Below are 22,353 nucleotides of genomic sequence, written 5' to 3'. Positions count from 1 at the left end.
CAGTGGATAAGGTTAAGTTTTGTAAAAAGTCTTGACAAGGATAGGAAGGTTTAGACTGGACCGGCAGATTTAATGGGAGCGAGGGGGACAAATTGACCATTTTTGACCTGTAGAATCAAGTAGCGGCGATCATCAGGATTATTGTTCATGTTGCGGACACCATTCTCATCGAATCTAACAGTGCCAGTCATTCCTTCAATAGAAAAATCGTTTCTTAAAACTTGATTTAACAATTTTCGATCGAATTTTTGTCCTTGTTGGTATAACTTTCGCAAAGCGGTGAGGATAACTTTAGTCGAATCGTAGGCCATGGGAGTGCGCCAAACATTGATCTTATTTTGCCAAAAACTGTGGATATAATTATCTTGTTTGAGATCATACCAAGGCACGGTGATAACTAAATTTTCTACCCCCTGTTCACCTTCTGCAAGGGTGAGATAACTTTGAAAACTGGGGGAACCTAAAATCACTAAGTTTAACTGTTGTGCGGGACGTTGCTTAAAGATACTGACGGCTCTTTTCAGATCGTCAATATAGGGAGCAACCATGAGAATATTTACTTGATATTGAGCGATTTTTTGATAAATTTCCTGTTCATCTAAATTAATTTCTGGTTCGATATTGCAGTCAAAATCTGCATCTTTAATGACTTTTTGAAACTGCTGACCGAGGAGAATGTTTTTATATTTTTGAGCGAAGTTATAATTATCTCCAGAGCGATTATCATAACAAATTAAATTAGTCGGGTTTTGGATAATTAGCTTGTCAGTTTGTTCGCGGATATATTCACTTAAGGTTGTGGCAAAAGTTTCCAGATCGGGAACCATTTTATATATATAGCCATTGCCAGAGATTTTCGGGGAAAAGCTGGTGGGAGATAGGGCAACAATTTTCCCTGGTACATAGATATCTTTGGCCGCTTCACTAGCAGCAGAAGCATTATGACCAACCACTGCTATGATTGACGGATCTTTAACAAATTTTTCGGCTCGATCTTTGGCATCTTCGGGGCTATTATTATCATTAGCGACCAGTACCTGTAGAAAGTGAAAATCGGGGTTGTTGGCCTGTTCATCGTTTAACTCCTGTTGCAATAAAGCAATACCTCGTAAAATTTCCTGAGCAATTTCTGGATTATTACCAAGAGGAACACTGGTGGCAATTTTTAAGGGATTTCTGTCTTGATAGGCCGCACGAGCGTTATTATAATAGATGCGAATCTCTGGATTATTGGGCAAGCGATCAAGGGATTGTTTAAAAAGCTGAATTGCTTGTTTATATTCTTTGTTTTTAAAAGCTTGTCTTCCCCGTTCAATCATGTTATCTTGTCGGTTTGTCTTTAATAATATTTCTTCACCTAAGCTAATTTCTGGGTATTTACTAGCATCATCGGAAAATACTCCTCCCCAATATAAAACTGATAAAGTTACCAGAAGACTTAAAATAAATAACAGAGCTTGTTTCCAGCGACTAGATAGACGTAATAACCTTTTATTTTTAGGTAAAATCAACGGTGGTTCTTCAGGATTTTCTATCAAACGAGGCAGCAAAGAAGAACTAGCAGCATCCACCTCAAATTCGTGTAATTTTAATTCTTGCCGAGCGATTGTTAAGGATTCTTGTAGGGATTTATGTTCAAGAAAATTGGGAAGAAAAACTTCTAGAAATCTCAAAGCAACCCGCACGGCGATGGGTTCTTTCATAACAATAATATGGGGTACTCCGATATTAGCCAAATGACGACCAATACCCAACCCATCGCAGGAGTTACATATAACAAGTTTTAAGCCTTTTTTAACAGCTATTTCTAGGGAATTTCTTAAGTTATGTGCAGGAGATAAAGCCGTATCATTATCAATGATAAAAACTCCATCGTGACCGTCGCTACTGGTTTGACTATGACCTAAATAAACTACAATATCCCATTGATTTTTGATCAACTCATTGTGAATATTTTTCGTTGAAATAGGAACTTCTGAACTGGTACTCAATATTTGCATAGAAACCTTATCTGGGTTTCCTAGTACCGTTTGCAAACTGGATAAATACAGGGAACTATGCTTGCTTTCGATGTCAATATTACCCAAAATTACTAAAACCTTAATCGGAGAAGTCAGGTTAATTATCGGGGGATTTCTCTGGATAGTAAGAGCAATTTCCACATCGGGACACCATTCGTGTAAAAAATTCCAACACTCCCAGGGAATTTGTTGTAAATCAAAGTGGGTAGTTTGGATAAAAAATCTTACTTCTGACTTAGTACCTATATGGAACAAGATATGATTTTGTATCGAACTCAGATAACTAGAGTTTAGCCATTCATTTAGGCTATCTTTTAAAGTTTGAGTAGCTTGTCTCAGGTTGTCTCTAGGATCACCTACCGCTGCATGGGTGATCATACTACGAGGAACGGTAATTCCTAAACTGGGTTGACTTTCTACCCAATGATAATAAGCTCGACGATAATTTTGCAAAGCGTCAGCAATGTCAAGGTTAGGGACTAATTTACCCTCGGCAAAAGGTGCTATCAAGCGATGATTGTCACGAATTTCTAGAGTGACGGAGAATCCCGTTGCAAAATTTCCCTCCCCAATTTTCAGAATCACAACTCTGCTCATGTCTTTATCCTTGACATTTTCTGCTATCTCTATTAAATCCTAAACTGCTCGGTAATGCTACTATCCCCTAAACTTAGATTAACATTAAAGCGATCGTCGGCATCAGCTAGAAAATAAAGTTGTAGATAGCTATCTAAGGGTTTCTCCCTTGCTATTGCTTCTAAACTGGGGATTAATTGGCCTATTTCATCGCTAATTTGCAAAGATAAACCGGGGGGTAGCTTGGCAAAATTGTCCATGGCATAGGCACGAATTAAGACAGCAATTCTCTGGTGACTGGTCGATAAAACTCCCACCATTAAAGCGATTTTATAACCCATTAATTGACTACCCACATCGAGCATTTTGCGGATAGCAGCATTGGGATAATGAGGATCAATATTCCAGAGATATTCGGCCGCTTGCCAGCGAATAGTGTCATCTTGGGTTTGATGTTGTAGTTTTGCTAAAGCTTCCTCTGGGGTTAAATGTTCCGAAAATTCCACCTCTTTTTGACTAGCATACAGTTGTCTAATTTCTCGCTGAATATCTGCTGGAGATTCTCGGCTGCTGACTTTTTCAGCAGCCAACAAAAAACCCGGATTAATTGGACGATAATTGTCGATAGTGCTGAGGATTTCCTGCCATTTCTCTGTAATAATTCCCTGCAACCATTGACCCAGTTTTGTGGGGATTACCTCTAAACGCTGCTGATAAAGTTTTTCTCGCCATTGTTGATTATTCAACAAAGCTAACCATTGCTGAAAACTAACATCTAATCTCGGAGAATAGGGTGAAACTTGACCTAACTTTTTAATTAAATTTTCTGCTGTTGCTGGCGATAAGTTTGCTAAAGATTCGAGTTTTCCTTGTTCACTCTCTCCCTCTAAACAACTCTGCCAAAGAATATCTAAATCATCAATAATTTGCTCACTGTCCAAATAATATTGATGGTAAATTGAATCGTATTCTGCGAGATTTTTAACATCTTTTCTGGATATAAAACCCCAGATATTGAGAAATTTTTCTGCTAAATCTACCTGCACCCCTAGATAAAAATCTGCCGCTAAATCGGGAATATCAACCCATTCTTGCTCTATTGTCAATCCCTCAATGTCAATCGCTTGACTGGGAATAGTAGTCACTTTTTTATCTTGAATTTGCCAAGTAAACCCGTTAATAAACTCCCAAAGATACTGATGGTTTTCGGGTATTATTTGAATGGAACAATCAAGATTATCTTTCAGCCAATTGCTTAAGCATATTTGCACCAAGTAATTAATCAAAGCCTGATTTTTGGCGGTTTGATTAGAGTATTGACTGAGAATCGATCGAGCTTGTTTAATCTCTGTTTCCGAAAAAGTTAGCCAAAGGGATTTCGGGTTAATTTGTTGCAAAATATCGAGGTTGACTTTCATGGTATCTCCTAACAGATTAGATTTGAGTTAAGTAGGACTGACAAAAATATTTTAGATAAGCATCGATCTCTTGTTTTTGCCGAGATTCTAATTGAATCTCATTTAACAAAATAGGGCAATCTTTGCCTTCCCTTGCACAGAGTAGCTGATAAATTTTTTTACATAATTGGGTTATTTCTCGACTAATGGTAGATGAGTGAACTCCCAATCGATTAGCGATCTGTGCTTGCGTCATCTTTTGATGATAGTAACAATATGCAATCTGTTTAACTTCATCCTCAAGAGTGATTAATAACTTATTAATATCTTCCTGGATTTCTTGCTGTTGGAGTAAATCTTTACTTGGCTTCTGACCGGGGAGATTTTCCCAAAAGTAATTGCTATTATCGTCATAATTATTAAGCTCAAATCTAGAGTAAGAAGGATCGATATGATTACGCATTATCTCCCCTATTTGATTGAGTTTTGCTTGCACTTCCTCAACGGTGAGAATAACTTGCGGTTGTAACTGCTGCAAGCGATCGATTACTTGTTGCCAATCCTCCTCTTGCCACTTATCCAATGATCTAAGAGAAGCTTTTTTTACCTCTCGAAAACAGTTAAATATTAGCAGATGATTCTCGTTAAAGATACCCGATGTTCGTAAAACTTTTTGAATTTTATTTGCACTAAAAAGACTGACTATACCGAGATTAGTCCTGCCGATAGTTTTATACTCTCCTCGCAGGAAATTATAGAGAGTATTTCTCAATTTTTTATCTGTCCATTTTCCCAAGATTAAGCGAAAAAATCCTGGTTTGGTCTTTTGATCCTGAAAATTACCGTAAAAATTGCTAGGATTATTAATGATTGCCGTAGAAAGCAAATTCAGCAAATAGTAGAATAGGGTTTCATAATCAGCATCGATCCGATGGCCAACATTTTTATAGACCCTTTGAGTTACCATAGAGGAGCGATATTGTAAAAAAACCATCCAATGAGACTTGACTAATTGGTTATTAGGCTCATTCTGTAACCATTGCCACAGATAAAGATATACCGCTTCATCATCGGCCACGCTTCGAGCGATCGCATTGATCGATTTTCTTAATTGTGGCACTTCGCACCAGAAAACTCGATCGCCTTCAATCGCTTTAATAGTAGTATAAAAGTACCTAACGCTCATTTCTATCACCGGCTACAGGTATCTGATATCTGATTAGGTAAAAACCGAGGATTTTCTGCAAGAGTAGCAAATAAATTGAGCGATTCCCTTGCCAAGCGCACCTCTTTCTCTGACAATAGATGAGGGACTGATGAGAAATTATCAGTTATGCTGAGACAGCCTTAGCAAACCAGTACAAGACTCATAAATTCACTCTGAGCTGCCACAAATAGCCGTCATATCAACTTCTAGGACAAAAATTAGGAATGCGAGTAACTTTTACCGAAAATCAGGGTTTTAGAAAGGAATTGAATAAACGGGTTGATGCTTATTTTACCGAAAACGGCATCCCCACCAGAGATAATTTTGCCATGTACCTGAAGACGATCACGATTTTAACTTGGGTAATTGCCGCTTGGCTATTTGTGCTTTTTGGTCCGGATATCTGGTGGCTAAAAATTATCGGTTGCATGGTTTTAGGAGGAGGATTAGCAGGGATTGGTTTTAGCATTGGTCATGATGCTAACCATGGCGGCTATTCTAGTCAAAAATGGGTTAATTCTCTCCTTGGCATGACCTACGATTATATCATCGGTACTTCCAGTTATCTCTGGCGTTTTCGTCATAATTATCTCCATCATACCTACACCAATGTTTTAGGGTACGATGTGGAAATTCACGGCGATGGTGTGGTGCGAATGACTCCCCATGCCGAGCATAAATGGTACCATCGTTATCAACATTTATTTATCCCGATTATCTACGCTATAATCCCTATCTATTGGTCATTCTCCGATGTGCGCTCTATCCTCTTTTATAATCGTTTTGGCGAGATTAAAATTCCCAATCCTAAACCGATCGATCTATTCGTTTTATTGAGCGGAAAAGTTGTTTATCTCTTTTGGTTTATTGGCATTCCTCTCTTAGTTGGTTATAGTCCCCTAGAAATAGCGATCGGTTTTCTCATTACTTTTATGACCTATGGGGTGCTTGCCTGTCATGTATTTATGTTAGCTCACGTTTTGGAACCCGCCGAATTTATTCAACCCTCGGAAACCAACCAAATCGAAGACGAATGGGCAATTTTTCAAGTGCGAACTACCGTGGATTTTGCCCCCCAAAATGCTTTTTTAAATTGGTATTTAGGGGGATTAAATTATCAAGTAGTCCACCATCTGTTCCCGCAAATTTGCCATATTCACTACCCCAAAATTGCCCCAATTTTAGCGGAAGTTTGCCAAGAATTTGGCGTTAATTATGCCGTTTATCCCACCTTCTGGGGTGCTTTAACTTATAATTATCGTTGGCTCAGACAATTAGGCAATAAACAAAGTAATTTCGATCTCAAATTAGCCAGCTAAATATCAGTTATCAGTTATCAGTTATCAGTTATCAGATGTAAGTTATCAGATGTAAGTTTTAAGTTAATTAGTTAGTTAGTTATCTTTATCTTTATACCTGTTTACTGTGTACTGTTTACTGATCACTATTTACTGGTCACTGATCACTGTTTAATGTTTACTGATCACTGAAAAATGAACCTACCCAACTCGATTACCCTATCGCGACTCTTGGGACTACCATTAATTTTATACTGGTTGCATCAAGGCACAGAAATCGATCGCTGGTTAAGTTTAATTATCTTTCTGATTGCTGCCAGCACCGATTGGCTCGATGGTTATCTAGCGCGAAAATTCAATCAAATCACCGAATTAGGTAAATTTCTCGATCCTTTGGTTGATAAATTGCTGGTTCTCGCTCCCCTCTTAGCTCTGATTGAAATGGATTTAATTGCTGCTTGGGGAGTATTTTTGATTCTCGCTCGCGAATTAGCGATCGCTGGTTGGCGCATTAATCCCAATTTAACGGGAAATAGCGACATAAAAGGGGCTAATTGGTGGGGAAAAAGCAAAACAGTCAGCCAAATTATCGCTATCGCTCTCTTAATTGCTCCCTTGCCTTCTGAATATAATTTAATTGCTCAGTTCGCTTTTTGGCTATCGGTGACATTAACTTTAATTTCTGGTGTGATTTATGTCACGCAAAATTGATAAAAACTTGACCAAATGTAAAATAACGAACATTAGCAATAATTTGCGGAGACAAATCGAGAGAATGGGGTTGCATTTTTTTTCTTAGTATATAATGGTCGGGGGGACTGTCAAACTCTTCAAGTTCAAACATATCATTCAAAGAAAAAACTATGCCCACTGTTACTATAGACTTCTCTGCCCTAGCTGGTGTTAATTTCACTCCTGCTGTTACTGGTGTATCAGCAACAGTTGCCCAGTTCCTGAACACCTTTACTGCTACCCCTATTTCTATATCGACAACAGACGCTGGTGACTATAGTCTCACTTCCATTGGCGTTTTCCCCGGCGGCAATACGGTTTGGAGATTATTCAACGGAACGACCAGTGCTGTTAGCGCAACCCTTTCTGGGTACGATTTCCCCTTTACTACGACCCTTACCCTGCCAGCAGATACCAATACTTTTCTTAGATCTACGGTTGGCGGCACTCATATACTAACCGTCAGCACTAATTCTTACACGAAAGCGGCAGGTACGCAACAAATAAATTTGGGCGCACCACCATCACCCTCTGGCCAAACTACGATCGCACCACTCCTAAACACCGATTCCTATTTTATTACAGGTAGTGGGTCTGCCGATACCCTAAGCGGCAGCAACCAAGCCGATACCCTAGTTGGCGGCAATGGCAACGATAGCCTAACTGGTGGCGCGGGAGTCGATACCTTCAACGTCGCCGCCGGCACCGACACCATTTCCGATCTTGGAAACGGTGTCGACATCCTGCTTGTCGCCGCTGGTGCCACGGCGAATGCCACGGCGGTAGCAGCCTGGACCGCCACTGCATCGACCAGCAACTCAGGCACTGCATCGGTCACGGCGAGCGGCTTTAACATCAACGTTGCTTCAGCGACTGGTACATCGGGATGGACGCTCACCAATAGCGGAAATGCCACTGCTGTCACCCTGACTGGCTCCGCTAACGCAGACACTCTCATTGGTGGAACTGGTGCCGATACCCTAGTTGGTGGCAATGGCAACGATAGCCTAACTGGTGGCGCGGGAGTCGATACCTTCAACGTCGCCGCCGGCACCGACACCATTTCCGATCTTGGAAACGGTGTCGACATCCTGCTTGTCGCCGCTGGCGCCACGGCGAATGCCACGGCGGTAGCAGCCTGGACCGCCACTGCATCGACCAGCAACTCAGGCACTGCATCGGTCACGGCGAGCGGCTTTAACATCAACGTTAATTTAGCGACTGTTACATCGGGATGGACGCTCACCAATAGCGGAAATGCCACTGCTGTCACCCTGACCGGCGGCGGCCAAGCCGATACCCTAATCGGTGGAACTGGTGCCGATACCCTAGTTGGTGGCGGGGGAAACGATAGCCTAGTTGGTGGCGGGGGAAACGATAGCCTAAGTGGTGGAACTGGCAACGATACCCTAATTGGTGGCGCAGGGACCGATACCCTAATTGGTGCAGGTGGCAACGATACCTTTGTATTTACCAATCAAGACAGTGACTCAATAACATCCTTTTCTGTCTCTAGCGCTATTAATGGGATCGATGTCTTTGCAATTACCTCTAGTGCTTACACAGGCGCTCCAGCACCAGGTGCGGCAGTTGTTAATACAGCGGCAGTCGCTGCCAATGCTGCTAACAGCATCGTCGTCGATACTTTAGCTAATATCACGGCCTTAGGGGCAACTAAATCTAACATTCGTTTTGCCTACGCCACCGATACAAGGCAGTTCTTGTATGACACTGACAGTAACTGGTCGACGTCCAACACCCTCATTGCAACAACTAGTAACGTGCTTAGTGGTTTAAATGCTGCTAACTTCGCCTTCATTTAATTTCCTTATTTGAATACACAGATACTGGGTGTATTAGCTAGGGCTAAGACACCCTTATTACTGTGAACCATTTAAATTGTTAGTTGAGATGAGGCAAGAGGCAAGACCCCCCGATGTCGGGGGGGTTGGGGGGATTCCACTAATCTTAAGGATAGACGGTTAAAATGGGTCTGAGCTTCAGAGCCATTGGCATTAGGGACTTGCGTGGGAATAATATCTCAATCGCTCGGAGGGCGCAAGCTTTGCGCCCCTACAGTAACGGATTTTGTCCACAATGTAGGGGCGAACTGCGTTCGCCCAAAAGGTACATTATCAAAGCGCAAGTCCCTTAGTTTTCTGTGGTGATTAACTGACGGTGATAATCGCCCCATAACTTCGCTGCCTGTTGACTACTGCCGGAAGTGGGAGAATTGTTATCATTCCCTAACCAAATACCTGTCACCCAGTCGCGACGGGGAAGATAACCGATAAACCAGAGGTCCACATAATTATTAGTAGTTCCCGTTTTACCCGCTTCTCCCATGCCAACACTAGCAGCACCTCCCGTACCATTAGTTATCACCCCCCGCAAGAGGCTATTCATCGTTTCGGCCGTTTTAGGGGAGATTACCTGCTGATTTCTCTCGCTATCCTCGCCATAGTCATAAATAACCCGACAGGTACTCAAATCCTCCACATTTTCACAGTCGGAAGCGTCGAGAATGCGTTTAATGGCGTGGGGACGATTCCAGCGCCCACCGTGGTCAAAAACCCCATAAGCGCCGGTCATTTCTAAGACATTTACCTCGCTTTGCCCTAAAATTAGCCCCGGTACAGGATTTAAAGGTGATTTCACCCCCAAACGTTCCGCCACATTGACCACATTACTTAATCCTGCCTCGCGAGCAATGCGAAGGGCGACGCTATTTTCCGATTGCGCTAAACCTTGAAACATATTGACCCCCCCGCTACTGCGTTCACAGGGAGAATAGGCCTGTCCTTGCCAAGAGAGTCCCGCGCAGGTATAGATTTTATAGGGCGATATTCCCTTTTCCAGGGCGGCAGCATAAGCAAATACCTTAAAAGTGGAACCGGGTTGACGTTTAGCTTGGATAGCGCGGTTAAATTGGCTTTTTTGATAATCAACTCCCCCGACTAAAGCGAGAATTTCCCCGGTTTGACTGTTTAAAGTAACTAAAGCCCCTTGGGAGTAACGATAGCGGGGTCCTTGGTTTAAGACATTATTTTTTAAGCTTTTTTCTGCGATCGCTTGCAGCCGGCGGTCTAAACTGGTTTCAACAATAAAATTGCCCTCTTTAGCCACTTCTTCCCCTAAAAGGTCCTGTAATTCCTCGAAAACGTAACTATAAAAATATGGTGCAATCGTACTAGATAGGGATTTTTTGGCTTGGGGACTGATTTCAATGCGGGATCTGCGAGCGCTGGCGGCCGCTTCTGGGGAAATCATGCCTAATTGGGCCATGCGATCGATGACACGATTGCGTAATTGTACGGAAGTGTCATAATCTTGAATGGGATTAAATAAATTCGGGGCGGGTAACATAGCCACAAGGGTGGCAGCCTCGGAGATATCTAAATCTCTAGCGGATTTATCAAAATAAAAGCGGGCCGCGTCTTCAAAACCGTAACCGGCCAGACCGAGATAAACTCGATTGAGATAGGTTTTGAGAATTGTATCCTTACTATACACCGCTTCTAATTGTAAAGCGACCACAGCCTCCCGGAGTTTGCGATCGGCAGTATTTTGGCGACCGACTTCGGGGAATAAACTACGGGCCAACTGTTGAGTCAGGGTACTGGCCCCTTGACGAATGCCCCGACCTTGCCAATTAATCATAACAGCCCGGACAATCCCCAAAGGATCAACGCCAAAATGCCAGTAAAAACGACTATCTTCGGAAGCGACAACCGCCTTGGGCAAATAGGGTGAAAAATCCCCCAGATTATCTAATTCTTGGTGAGTTTCCTGTCGAATGGGATTGAGGGGAGTTTGACCATCCCTAGCATAGACGACCACCGGACCTCTCACCCCGGAAGGGAGTGGATAAACATTAACTTTGCGACTTTCCCAGATAACCGCTAAAACTAATAAACCGAAAATACCACCCGCACCATAGAAACCATAGCGCAAAAGTCGCACCCACAGAGGAGGGGGACAGTAATAGGAGATGGTGACACAATTGGCTAAGTCTGGAGGGGCCAGGGTAAAGATATCACCATGACGCAGGGAAACGCTTTTCAGACGACGTTTACCCATATAAACCCCGTTAGTGGAGTTTTCATCTGTGAGCAGGAAATTATGGGGATTTTTCGGGTCACGCTGCAGGGAACAATGAATCTGACTGACCACGGTATTACGGATAGTAATATCACAGGAACTGGAACTGCGGCCTAACAAATAGCGATCGCCGATAAGGGGATATTTGCTTTCCCCACTGCCATTCTCGTTTTTAAGGCGTAATTCAGGAACTCTCGCCCCTTTTTTGAGATTTACCGCCTGAAAATTCACCTTTCCTTGCAATTTCTGCACGGCAACGGTGACAAGTTGACTAATTTGGGTTTTCGGCGACTGGTTAGACATAGTTTTTATCAGTTATCAGCTTTTTAGCCATCAGCCATCAGCCATCAGGAGTCAGGAGTCATACTAAATCCTGTTTAGAAGGTATAGGGGAGTTCATACCCAACATCCCTAAATTGACATTTTAGCCTCTAAAGCTTTCAGGTATTCCGTATTGACTCCCGACTCGCGAATCAGAGCAATTTTACCGGTACGGGCCACCTCGCGAACGCCAAATTTATTCAGCATTTGCATAATCGCCACCATTTTACCCGGATCCCCCACCACTTCGATGGTCAGGGTTTCCTCAGAAATATCCACAATCCGGGCCCGGAATACCTGCGCTAATTCGATCACTTCTGCTCGGCGCTCGGCGGTAGCATTAACTTTAATTAGCATTAATTCCCTTTCCACGCAAGGGGTTTGGGTGATATCCTGCACCTTGAGGACGTTAATTAATTTGTAAAGTTGTTTGGTTAACTGTTCGATGCTGTCCTCGTCTCCTGGTACTACCATCGTAATCCGAGAAACTCCCATCTGTTCGGCAGGACCCACGGCCAGACTTTCAATATTAAAGCCCCGACGGGCGAATAATCCAGCAATACGGGTTAAGACTCCCGCTTCATCTTCAACTAATACGGATAATGTGTGTTTCATGGCGATCTAAGTAGGTAGGCGTTAAAAGTTGTCAGACACCCCCCTTATTAAGGGGGGATTAAAGGGGGGACTAAGGGGGGATCGGCACCCCCCTTATTAAGGGGGGATTAAAGGGGGGACTAAGGGGGGATCGGCACCCCCCTTATTAAGGGGGGATTAAAGGGGGGACTAAGGGGGGATCGGCACCCCCCTTATCAAGGGGGGCAGGGGGGATCGAACCTAAAATCCATTTTTAATTTAATTATAACCAGCTACTTATCTACACAACCTATATTTAACTATTGTAAGACAGGAGGCAAGGCCAGAACAGTTTGTCTTCACCTCACGACGATAAGAAATTTTAACAGATAAAACCCCCCTAGCAGCAGGGCGAGCCGGGGAGCAAAAGCTGACGGCTGACTCATAATTCATTATCGGGATTTTTTGGCAATTGTCCAGAAGGGAAAAGTTTGACTGGGATTGATGATAACTCCCGTGATGCCATGGCGAGCAAAAGCGTATTCTTTGGTTTGCCAAAGGGGAATATAGGGAACTTCATCGGCGAGAATTTCCTGAATTTTGCCAAAGATTTGCTTTCTTTTGGCTGGGTTACTTTCCTGACGGGATTGAGCGATTAATTGATTCATTTCTTGACTATAAAAAAATGAGCCTTGACTTTGCGATCCTCCTTCTTCGCAGCCAGTTTCTGGAGAACCTTTAGCACAATCTAAAAAGGGATAAATATAGTTATCTGCATCCAAAAAATCGGGATACCAATTAGATAGAGCAGTGGTATAAAGTCCCTGGCTAATATTACGGAAAAAGGCCGCTCCTAGGATACTATTGGGTTCAAATTGAATCATATTATCTAAATCCCGTTTTGCTAGGGCTTTCATCACTGCCGCCACGCTGCTGGAAGTGATCGATCCCGAGGAGTGCCAAACTTCTACAATTGCGGGGTTTTCTGGACTATAACCAGCAGTTTTTAGTAATTGTTTAGCTTGCTCTATATTATGGTTGCCATAGCGCTCTTTAAACACCGGTTGTGACTCGGAAAAAGTAGTAGGAATCAGACTAAAAAGAGGGATGCCTTGACCTTGTAAAATGCGATCATTAAGTAAATCTCGATCGACTAGAGAAGCAATTGCTTGTCGCACTAAAATATTATCGGTGGGTTCACTTTTGAGATTGACGCTCATAAAGTTAATTGCTGCCCCAGAAGATTCGATCGCTTGCCATTTTCCCTGGGCTGCTTCTGTGCGTAATTTTCTCACTTGAGGAGGCAGTAAAGATTGATAGGCAATATCCACCGCACCCGTCTGAAAACCGTTAAATAAATTGGCAGGATTAGAGAGATAAATTTGCACATTAACTCCCTTATTTTTGGCTGGTTCTCCCCAATAGCGATCAAATGCTTCTAAACTAAAAGAATCGCTAGTAACCGCTTTTAATTGATAATGTCCTGTGCCGATAAATTCTTCGGGTTTAAATTTACCCTCGCCAATTTGATAAAATTTGGGTGAAACCGCACAGGCTCCGGGATAAGCTAAAAGAGCAGGAAAAGCGGCAAAAGGTCTGGTTAGTTTAATAGTAATTTCGTCTTCTTTTGTAGCGGTAATTTTATCAATTGTATCCCGAAGAAGAAAAGAAGGTTCACCACCATTTTTGATAAATCTTTCTAGGGAAAACTTCATCGCCTCCGCGTTAAAAACCGTGCCATCATGAAAAATAACCCCTCGACGGACTGGGATAGTATAAGTCAAACCATCGGGGCTAATTTGGGGCAATTCCGTGGCGAGGAGAGGCTTTAAATTAGTGGTTCCTTCGGCGTAGGTGTAGAGAGTTTCACCGAGATTATAAATAATAAAAAGTCCTGCTAACTCATAACTATCGGCAGGATCGATCGAGCGTGGTTTTAGGGTTGTCCCGATCATCAGGCGATCGCTATCCCTTGGTGGTAAATTGGAATTAGTGGACTGACAGCCCACGATCAGAAGAAGACAGAGGCAAAATAAACTTAAATAGCGGTAAAGTCGGCGTAAAGGTCTCATCGATGGCGATTAACGGCAGCTAGGTATCAATCAATCCTATCATTTTTGAGCATAATCTTTTCCCCCAGGTTCCCTTAAGTAAGTAGGTTGATTACTTAATTGGTTGGGGAAAATTCTTCAACAGCCGGACTGATTACCCGGACAATTAAATTAAATTTTCCGGTCGAGGATGGCAAAAACTTGATCAATTTGCACAAGAAGAAGACTTAGGGTAGAAAAGGGGTTAAATGGTTCAGAATAGCTGGAGCTATGGAGGCAGATAAACAGGGAAATGGGTAATATTTTTCAACCTAGATCAGGTTCCAGCAACTAATTAGAAACTCATCTTCTTGGCTCTTCTAGGTTCTGTGTGATAAGTTTAACTTACTCTATGATCGATCGATCTTTGTGTCCTTTGTGTCTGGAGTGGTTCGCCCCACTCCCTCGCCCGCAAGACTGTATCTTAGAATACATTTTACCCACCAAACCTGGGAGAGCCTCTTCTTTTATAAACCTCTTGCATAATTAATTTTTTCAGAGTTCAAAAACGGCAAAAATAAGGATTAAATGGCATAAAGTCTATAAATAGACCATTTAACTGATTATTATTCATTCTTAATTCTCCTGACTACTGACTGCTGGCTACTGACTCCCAACCCTAACAACAATTTTTGATTTTTACAAGAGGTCTTATCCATCAGCCATTTAGGTTAATCCTGTCCCTTCTAAACAAGCTCGATCGAAAATTGCCCCCGTGGTTACTGCCGAGGCTAAACTAGCACAAAGAAGATTGGCATCAGTAAAATTTGTTCCGCGTAAAATCGCCCCGAAAAAAATTGCTTCCTCTAAATCGGTTGCCGACAGATCTGCCCCGGACAGATTAGCGCTAGTAAAATCCGCTTGGGTTAAAATCGCCCCGACAAAACTCACTCCCCGGCCATCGACACCGCGAAAATCCGCCCCGGACAAATCTAGATGATTAAAAACCGCCCCGGCTAAAAAAGCCCCGGCCAAACTTGCCCCGGTCACGATCGCATCGAGGAGAATTGCCCCGCGTAAATCGGCATTACGAAAATCTGCTCCCCTTAAATTTGCCCCAGTCAGGTCAGCACCGCGTAAATTTGCGCGTAAATTCGCCCCTGCTAGGTCTGCACCCGCTAAATCAGCCCCTGCCAAATTCATGCCCGCTAAATCTTTTATCTCACCCTGACGAATTGCTAATAAATCAATACTGGGAAAAGTCATGTTCAGCCACGGTTAAATCCTGTAAAAATATCTTAGAATATTCGTAAACCTTTGTTAAGAAAGTGCTCCATGTCCCTAGAGCTATTATCCCTAGAAAATATTGAAGAAATCGCCCACCAATACGGATACTGGGCAGTATTTATCGGCATCACCCTCGAAAATATGGGGATTCCCATCCCGGGAGAAACCATCACCATTGTCGGCGGCTTCCTTGCCGGTAGCGGTGATTTAAACTATTGGTTAGTTTTAGTCAGCGCAATTACAGGAGCAGTTTTAGGCGATAATTTTGGCTATTGGCTCGGTCGCGCTGGGGGTTGGCCGTTTTTGTTAAAAGTTGGCAAATTCTTTCGGATTCCCCCCCAAAAACTAGAATTAGCCAAGGAACAATTTAGTAAAAATGCACCCCGGGCGGTCTTTTTCGGTCGCTTCGTGGCCCTGTTAAGAATCTTTGCAGGTCCCATGGCGGGAATTGCCCGAATGCCCTACGGTCGTTTTTTCCTCTGTAATCTGGGTGGAGCGACGGTGTGGGCGACGATTATGGTGACATTATCTTTCTTTTTAGGCCGTTTGTTCCCCTTGCACCAGTTAGTTAGTTCTATGGCTCGTTTTGGTATCTTGGCTTTAATTATCGTCCTGGCCTGGACAATTCTCCACCCCATCCTTGAGTCACGGAAAACGGCGGTTTAAGGCGATGACGGGGAGCTTGTGCGTTTGTTGCGTCGGAATATCGATTGGTTGTGACAGATTCCCCAACTACCTAGGGTATGCTGAAAAAGTCCTAGGCTGGGGTCAGGAGTCGGTCGTCAGTAGCCGGTCGTCGGGAGGGGAAGTCAGAATAACAGAATGACCTCGCACGTCTGCAAGTGGAACCCTTCCCAATCGAAGAGCGAAAGTGCAAGGGTTTTGAGTCCCCATTGCCATTTCTCAACGTTCGTTTCTGGGACTTTTTTAGCAGCAAAAGTCCCAAAACCATTTTATAGCAAGCCTTAAACTGATATTCAGCCAACCCTAAATAGGATTTGGTTCTGTATTTACCCCCGACACATCGGATATTCACAGGCAATTTACGGGTACAGACGAACGGATATCTTTGCGTCTGTTAGCCTTTTTTCGTCAAAACGATGAAATGTCCGTATCGAGTATCCGGGATCATGTACTCGTAGACCTTTTCCCGATCATTTTTATCTTGAATAAATTCATCTACGGCCGTCTTCACGCCCGAAGAAAAGAAACCGTAATCATCGACGATGATAACCGCCCCAGGGGAGGTGATCGGGTGGAGGAACTCTAATACCTGTTTGATCGGTTCGTACAGATCGAAATCCACATAGGCGAAAGAAACCCTCGCGGGTAAATTTTCCGCTCCCTCGAGGATTCGATCGAAAAATCCTTTGTGAATTACATAGCGATGTTCGGGAAAAGAAATCTTCCGTAATCGCTCTAGAACCATTCCCTCACGGCATCGCATTTTTCCCCTATAGGCTTCCATATTCCCCAAATCGAAAATATCGTGGAGCAAGCGATCTTTTTCCGAGGGGGCGGGCAACCCTTCAAAGGAATCGAATAGATGTAAGGTCTTGTCCGTTCCAGCGATTTCATTGGCGATCAGCGCGGAGGTTTCTCCCTGCGCCACACCGAACTCGCACACATCGCCCTCTACCTCCCGACACCGGGCTAAACCCTGCACGAGATAATAGGCCTCTGACGGAGGTGTGCCGAGCAATGTGGTTAATAGATGCAGACGAAGATCGTTAGGCTCTATTACGGGGTCGGATTCGTTGAGCCTCCCCTCGTAGGCCTGTGCCAGATTGGCGAAATTATCGAACCAGATCGGCAGCTCCGATGTGCGGTGGAGTGGTTCATCCTCGAGCGAGGACGAGGTCAGAGCAATGGATTGATCATTCATAGCTGTTACCCATTTAAAATGGGCATTAGGATGTTAGAAAAGAGACGCAGATTTATTAATTATCGATAAGAAAGCGGTTATCAGAAATAACCGCTTCTGGAATTTTCCAAGAATCTGTTTAACGTTCGCGGCGCCCGAAGTTTTTGCGCTCACCGCCGCCACCACCACCGAAATTGTCTTCCTTGGGACGAGCTTTGTTGACTTTCATCTGTCGTCCCATCCATTCGGCCCCGTCAAGAGTTTCGATCGCTTTTGCTTCTTCCTCATCGGAGGACATTTCCACAAAACCAAAACCGCGCATTTTACCCGTTTCCCGATCTACGGGCAAGTAAACGCGACTAACTGTGCCGTATTCAGCGAATACCTCTTTCAAGTCATCTGTCGTGACATCATAAACCAGATTACCAACGTAAATCGTCATGGATTGTCTCCCAATATCACAGCCATTTCGAGAAGGAGATCGGACACAACCCAGTCAAGGCCATCAGGGAAAAACCACTTCTGTTTGAAACCAATGCTGCTACCGAACCTAACTACTCTCTCTAAACTAGCATAGCTTATCAGTGATCGGTGATCAGTGATCAGTAGGAGTAGGGAGTATTAAGTGAGCAGTATTACACGGCGGTTTTCTGCTTTCTTTTCACTGATTACTGTTTACTGTTCACTGCTCACTGATTAGGGCAGCCAAGGATATTGACTAAAATCGGGGGGACGTTTTTCGAGGAAAGCCTGTTTACCTTCGGCTCCTTCGGCGGTCATATAGTAGAGTAAAGTGGCATTGCCCGCTAACTCCTGTAAACCCGCTTGACCATCACAATCAGCATTAAAAGCCGATTTTAGGCAGCGAATCGCCAAGGGACTTTTTTCGAGAATTTCTAAGGACCATTTAACCCCTTCCTGCTCTAATTCCTCTACCGGGACGACATGGTTAACCAAACCCATTTCTAACGCTTGTTGGGCGTTATACTGCCGACAGAGAAACCAAATCTCGCGAGCTTTTTTCTGACCGACTACCCGGGCCAGATAACTAGAGCCAAAACCGCCGTCAAAACTGCCCACTTTCGGACCGGTCTGACCAAAAACGGCGTTATCCGCCGCTAAGGTTAAATCACAAACCAAGTGTAAAACATGACCGCCCCCGACCGCATAACCTGCCACCAGCGCGATAACTACCTTGGGGATGGAGCGAATTAATTTCTGTAAATCCAGCACATTGAGCCGGGGTACGCCATCATCGCCAATATAACCCGCCTGACCGCGCACCGTCTGATCGCCGCCAGAACAAAAAGCATATTTGCCGTCGCTGTGGGGACCCGCACCCGTGAGCAATACTACCCCAATGCGGGCATCCTCGCGAGCATCACAGAAAGCGTCGTAAAGCTCAAAAACTGTCTTCGGACGGAAGGCATTACGCTTATGGGGGCGATTGATGGTAATTTTGGCGATTCCCCCCCATTTATGGTAAAGAATATCCTCGTAGGTTTTGACGGATTGCCATTCAACGCTCATAGTCTCGGTTATAGGCACAGCTTTTTTACCTTACCTCATTTTGTCGCCCACTTTGAAGCCTGGAGCGCTCGAAGAGGGGAATGGATAGTTGACCGACAAGGTTTAAAGCTGATTCTCTTATTGATATTTTCTGAGTATTGATTGAAAATATATTGATACTATTTGCTAACTTTAAAGAGCTAAAAATATGAGTATAATTAATAAAACTAAGCTTGAATCATTAGAGTTTTATTTGTGCTTAAAATATCCAATAACAATTTATCCTGATGATGAGGGGGGATATGTATCAGAAATTAAGGATATTCCAGGATGTTTCACTCAGGGAGAAACCATAGAGGAAACCTTAATCAGTAAACTGAAAACTCATATCTGATAACTGATAACTGATAACTGATAACTGATAACTGAATTAAAGCCATTCGATTTCTTTAGCTTTTTCGGGTAATTTAGCCGTGGTTTGTCCTTGGCTGCGGGACTGAAACCCAATTAAATCGAGGGGAGTAGCCAATAAATCTACTATATCAGCTTTACCAAACAATAACTTGAGAGTATTTTTTGGTAGCTCTTTTAATAACCAACGACCGAGAGTAAAAAATAACTCTTGATTGGTTAAAGGTCGCATCAATTCCACACCATACAATTCATGAAGATAGCGATTTGATCGCCCATAACGTTTTAATTGACTTCTTAAGTCTTCTAAGGTGGAACGATGACGATGGTAAATAATTGCCTCCGGTGCGTAGGTTAATTGCCAGTCGGTTTGTTGTTGAATACGCCAACAGATATCGGCATCACCACCGGTAGTTAAATAAGGACGAAATAAACCAACTTTTTGAAAAGCTTCTCGACGAATAGCGAGGTTAGCAGTTTGACCGTAGGGACAAAAAGAATGTTCTAAAAGAAATTTTGGTGACATAAAGTGACGACGTTCCGCATACTTTTCCAACCAAGTGGAACCAGTTAAGGCGGCAATTTCACCCGCTACCAGACCGATACTACTATCTTTAAAGGGTTGAACCAGTTCTGTCAACCATTGCGCTGCGGGACGACAATCGGCATCGGTGAAGGCCAGAAAAGGATAACGAGCGCTTTTGATCCCTTTGTTACGAGCAGCGTAGGAGCTTTGTATATGATTTTCGCTTAAAATGATCAGGTTCAGTCCCCTGTGTTCTTGTGCTGCCTTTCCTAATAATTCTCCCGTGCGATCGCCACTATTATTATCAACTAAAATATATTCAACTAATTGACGGGGATAGGTCTGTTTGGCTAAACAATCAATGAGAGGGGGTAGATCTTTCTCTCCGTTATAAATTGGCACGATCACGGATACTTCGGGCAAGAACTGCAAGGTAGTTGACATCGTTGGAGTCCAATAAACGGGGGACGGTTGAACTATTCGCTACAATACTACTATAATCAAGAGCAACAAAAAGCAAGTCTATTGTCACTTATTTTAGACCAACGATGAAAAGTTTCTTCCGAAAATTATTTTTCTATGTGGGTATTCTTTGGCTCTCACCTTTAATCATTGCTTTTCAGGTAGCTAATAATCGAGAACTTATCTTAGGTGATGTGCGGCGTTGGGTAGAGTTATTAGGCTGGGAAAAAAGAGCAGATTGGTTACAATTCTTAGCTCTGTGTCTGGAGGCAAAAGAATTTAGAAATTTATATTATTGTCGTCTTTTTCAAGGTGGTTCATTTAGCCGTTTTTTAATGTATATTCTTAGGTTTTTCTATCGAGAAAGTTCCTACTTATTTCTAGATTCTTCCTGTTCGATTGGCAAAGGATTATTTATTCAACACGGTTTTAGTACGATTGTTATGGCGGATTTGGGCGATAACTGTTGGATTAATCAACAGGTAACAATTGGCTATAAAGATAAAAGCGGTCGCCCCAAAATTGGCAATAATGTCAGGATTACCGCTGGCGCTAAAGTCTTAGGAAACATTACCATCGGTGATAATGTCACCGTGGGCGCAAATTCAGTGGTAGTCAAAGATGTTCCCCCTAATTGTGTAGTGGTGGGTATTCCCGCTCGTATTATTAAACGGGACGGCGTTAAAGTAGATGAAAAATTATAAACGTTGACTTAAAATATATTCGGCAATTGCCAGATCTCCGCGGGTAGTAATTTTTAAGTTAGTTTCTTCACCGACGACAATTTTGACAGGAAAACCACATTTTTCTAATAAGGCGGCATCGTCGGTGACTTCCCAAGCTAATTTTCGGCCCTGTTCATGACATTCTTTTAATAATTTTACCTGAAAACCCTGGGGCGTTTGGGCTGCCCACAACCGCGAGCGATCAGGTGTATCCTCAATCCAGCCCTTGCTATCGACAATTTTAATCGTATCTTTCACCGGAATCGCCGCAATGAAACCCTGACAAGTGGCTAAAGCGGCGGCACAGCGATCGAATAATTCGGGAGTGGCTAAACATCGCGCCCCATCGTGAATTAAAACCGTCTCAGCCCCCTCTGGTAGGGCTTGTAAGCCATTGTAAACCGATTTTTGTCTGGTTTCGCCTCCTTGGATGATTTGCACGGGTTTAAGGGCATTTATGGCGGTGATAATTTCTCGGATATCCTCAAAGTCTTCCGGTTGTGCCATAATCCCAATCCAGATAATTGCCCTGGATTGCATGGCAGCCAGCAAAGTCCAAGTCAGGAGAGGTTTTCCGTGCAGGGTGAGCAGTAACTTATTGCGATCGCTGCCCATCCGTTTACCCATTCCCGCTGCTGGAATTAACAAATACATATTTTTTTCAGGTAAAAAGTTAAAAAGAGTCAGGAAAGAGAATTCAGTGGACAGGAGTGGGGAGCTTTTTGCTGGTTAAGTAAGTGGTTTCAATATATCCCCCCTTAATCCCCCCTTGATAAGGGGGTGCCGATCCCCCCTTAATCCCCCCTTGATAAGGGGGGTGCCGATGATTGTTAATCGCTTCAATAACCCCAAAACTATGCCTCTTCAGAGAATAAATCGAGGGGAAAGTGACCATAAGTACCGACTAATTGATCATTTTCTGATTGACAAGAAACCAGGACACCGCGATAGGTTCCCGTATAGGAATCGAGATAGGAAGCTTGTCTTTGGGTATTATATTTAATATACACCGCTCCCAGTTCTGGCTGGTCTTCTGGGAGAGTATTAGGTAGGGGGTATCCTAGGGCTTGTAGATAACTTTTTAGGGCTTTAAATCCCTCTTCATTGTTATCGGCACAGATACCTAAATTAATTGATTCCGAACCTTGGTTAACTAATAAAATTGCCTGTCTTAGAGCTTCTTCTTCTTCAGAAGATTGGGCAATTTTTAGTTTAATACATCCATATTCTTTTAGGAGTTTCAAGGCTTCTTCAATAGACATGAGCGGTTATATAGGCGGGGCTAAAGATAAAAAATAAGCTGGTGCTGCTGT

Annotated in this window: 19 protein-coding genes; 6 read left to right on the top strand and 13 right to left on the bottom strand. The window is 43.3% G+C overall.

Going from position 1 to position 22,353, the window contains the following annotated elements; genetic code table 11:
- Window positions 1-50 precede the first annotated feature (50 nt).
- The 3 genes from IM450_RS03110 to IM450_RS03100 are packed head-to-tail and all read right to left on the bottom strand — an operon-like array spanning window position 51 to window position 5,180.
- Window positions 51-2,618, bottom strand: coding sequence for an ABC transporter substrate-binding protein (locus IM450_RS03110; RefSeq protein ID WP_287666851.1), 2,568 nt, complete (start codon window positions 2,616-2,618; stop codon window positions 51-53).
- A gap of 32 nt (window positions 2,619-2,650) precedes the next feature.
- Entirely contained in the window at window positions 2,651-4,015 is a 1,365-nt protein-coding gene (locus IM450_RS03105; protein WP_287666848.1) for a DUF1822 family protein, read from the bottom strand.
- 16 nt (window positions 4,016-4,031) lie between these two features.
- A complete protein-coding gene (locus IM450_RS03100) occupies window positions 4,032-5,180 on the bottom strand; it encodes a helix-turn-helix domain-containing protein (protein ID WP_287666845.1) in 1,149 nt (382 codons plus the stop codon).
- Between the two features lie 245 nt (window positions 5,181-5,425).
- Between IM450_RS03100 and IM450_RS03095 the strand changes: the two genes are divergently transcribed.
- The 3 genes from IM450_RS03095 (at window position 5,426) to IM450_RS03085 (ending at window position 9,054) form a co-directional block, all read left to right on the top strand.
- Window positions 5,426-6,520 (top strand): fatty acid desaturase family protein, encoded by a 1,095-nt coding sequence (locus IM450_RS03095; protein WP_287666842.1) that lies wholly within the window; start codon window positions 5,426-5,428, stop codon window positions 6,518-6,520.
- A 174-nt stretch (window positions 6,521-6,694) separates the two neighbouring features.
- Window positions 6,695-7,210, top strand: a complete 516-nt coding sequence (pgsA, locus tag IM450_RS03090; protein WP_287666839.1) for a CDP-diacylglycerol--glycerol-3-phosphate 3-phosphatidyltransferase — start codon at window positions 6,695-6,697, stop codon at window positions 7,208-7,210.
- 152 nt (window positions 7,211-7,362) lie between these two features.
- Window positions 7,363-9,054, top strand: coding sequence for a calcium-binding protein (locus tag IM450_RS03085; protein ID WP_287666836.1), 1,692 nt, complete (start codon window positions 7,363-7,365; stop codon window positions 9,052-9,054).
- Window positions 9,055-9,382: 328 nt separating this feature from the next.
- On the opposite strand, the gene IM450_RS03080 is transcribed toward IM450_RS03085, so the two are convergent.
- The 4 genes from IM450_RS03080 to IM450_RS03065 form a co-directional block, all read right to left on the bottom strand.
- Window positions 9,383-11,635 (bottom strand): PBP1A family penicillin-binding protein, encoded by a 2,253-nt coding sequence (locus IM450_RS03080; protein WP_287666834.1) that lies wholly within the window; start codon window positions 11,633-11,635, stop codon window positions 9,383-9,385.
- Window positions 11,636-11,743: 108 nt separating this feature from the next.
- Window positions 11,744-12,268 carry an acetolactate synthase small subunit gene (gene ilvN, locus IM450_RS03075; protein WP_002732118.1) on the bottom strand — a complete coding sequence of 175 codons (525 nt, stop codon included), beginning with the start codon at window positions 12,266-12,268 and terminating at the stop codon, window positions 11,744-11,746.
- A gap of 410 nt (window positions 12,269-12,678) precedes the next feature.
- Window positions 12,679-14,298 carry an ABC transporter substrate-binding protein gene (locus IM450_RS03070; protein WP_002799869.1) on the bottom strand — a complete coding sequence of 540 codons (1,620 nt, stop codon included), beginning with the start codon at window positions 14,296-14,298 and terminating at the stop codon, window positions 12,679-12,681.
- Window positions 14,299-14,982: 684 nt separating this feature from the next.
- Window positions 14,983-15,522, bottom strand: a complete 540-nt coding sequence (locus IM450_RS03065; RefSeq protein ID WP_002775354.1) for a pentapeptide repeat-containing protein — start codon at window positions 15,520-15,522, stop codon at window positions 14,983-14,985.
- Between the two features lie 69 nt (window positions 15,523-15,591).
- Here IM450_RS03065 and IM450_RS03060 point away from each other — a divergent pair, with 69 nt between their 5' ends.
- A complete protein-coding gene (locus tag IM450_RS03060) occupies window positions 15,592-16,209 on the top strand; it encodes a DedA family protein (RefSeq protein ID WP_002799867.1) in 618 nt (205 codons plus the stop codon).
- A gap of 412 nt (window positions 16,210-16,621) precedes the next feature.
- Here IM450_RS03060 and IM450_RS03055 read toward each other — a convergent pair whose 3' ends face one another.
- The 3 genes from IM450_RS03055 to menB form a co-directional block, all read right to left on the bottom strand.
- A complete protein-coding gene (locus IM450_RS03055) occupies window positions 16,622-17,428 on the bottom strand; it encodes a TylF/MycF/NovP-related O-methyltransferase (protein ID WP_002799866.1) in 807 nt (268 codons plus the stop codon).
- Window positions 17,429-17,546: 118 nt separating this feature from the next.
- Window positions 17,547-17,849, bottom strand: coding sequence for an RNA recognition motif domain-containing protein (locus IM450_RS03050; protein ID WP_002799864.1), 303 nt, complete (start codon window positions 17,847-17,849; stop codon window positions 17,547-17,549).
- Between the two features lie 254 nt (window positions 17,850-18,103).
- Window positions 18,104-18,937 carry a 1,4-dihydroxy-2-naphthoyl-CoA synthase gene (menB, locus tag IM450_RS03045; RefSeq protein WP_043997593.1) on the bottom strand — a complete coding sequence of 278 codons (834 nt, stop codon included), beginning with the start codon at window positions 18,935-18,937 and terminating at the stop codon, window positions 18,104-18,106.
- A 187-nt stretch (window positions 18,938-19,124) separates the two neighbouring features.
- Between menB and IM450_RS03040 the strand changes: the two genes are divergently transcribed.
- A complete protein-coding gene (locus tag IM450_RS03040) occupies window positions 19,125-19,310 on the top strand; it encodes a type II toxin-antitoxin system HicB family antitoxin (RefSeq protein ID WP_287670881.1) in 186 nt (61 codons plus the stop codon).
- A gap of 36 nt (window positions 19,311-19,346) precedes the next feature.
- Here the strand turns inward: IM450_RS03040 and IM450_RS03035 are convergent, their stop codons facing one another.
- Window positions 19,347-20,297: a glycosyltransferase gene (locus IM450_RS03035; protein ID WP_287670883.1), complete on the bottom strand. Its 951-nt coding sequence runs from the start codon at window positions 20,295-20,297 to the stop codon at window positions 19,347-19,349.
- Window positions 20,298-20,401: 104 nt separating this feature from the next.
- Here IM450_RS03035 and IM450_RS03030 point away from each other — a divergent pair, with 104 nt between their 5' ends.
- Complete coding sequence (locus tag IM450_RS03030) at window positions 20,402-21,019, top strand: serine O-acetyltransferase (RefSeq protein WP_287670885.1); 618 nt, start codon at window positions 20,402-20,404, stop codon at window positions 21,017-21,019.
- Here the strand turns inward: IM450_RS03030 and ispD are convergent.
- Complete coding sequence (ispD, locus tag IM450_RS03025) at window positions 21,014-21,694, bottom strand: 2-C-methyl-D-erythritol 4-phosphate cytidylyltransferase (protein ID WP_002799855.1); 681 nt, start codon at window positions 21,692-21,694, stop codon at window positions 21,014-21,016. The two genes, IM450_RS03030 and ispD, sit on opposite strands and share 6 nt — an antisense overlap.
- 200 nt (window positions 21,695-21,894) lie before the next feature.
- Window positions 21,895-22,302 carry a DUF1824 family protein gene (locus IM450_RS03020; protein ID WP_287670887.1) on the bottom strand — a complete coding sequence of 136 codons (408 nt, stop codon included), beginning with the start codon at window positions 22,300-22,302 and terminating at the stop codon, window positions 21,895-21,897.
- Window positions 22,303-22,353 lie beyond the last annotated feature (51 nt).

The organism is Microcystis sp. M083S1, from assembly GCF_020246405.1.
In the GTDB taxonomy this organism is placed as follows: Bacteria; Cyanobacteriota; Cyanobacteriia; order Cyanobacteriales; family Microcystaceae; genus Microcystis; species Microcystis aeruginosa_C.
The sequence above is the reverse complement of the archived record's forward strand: the minus strand, read 5'-3'. Positions and strand labels throughout refer to the sequence as shown.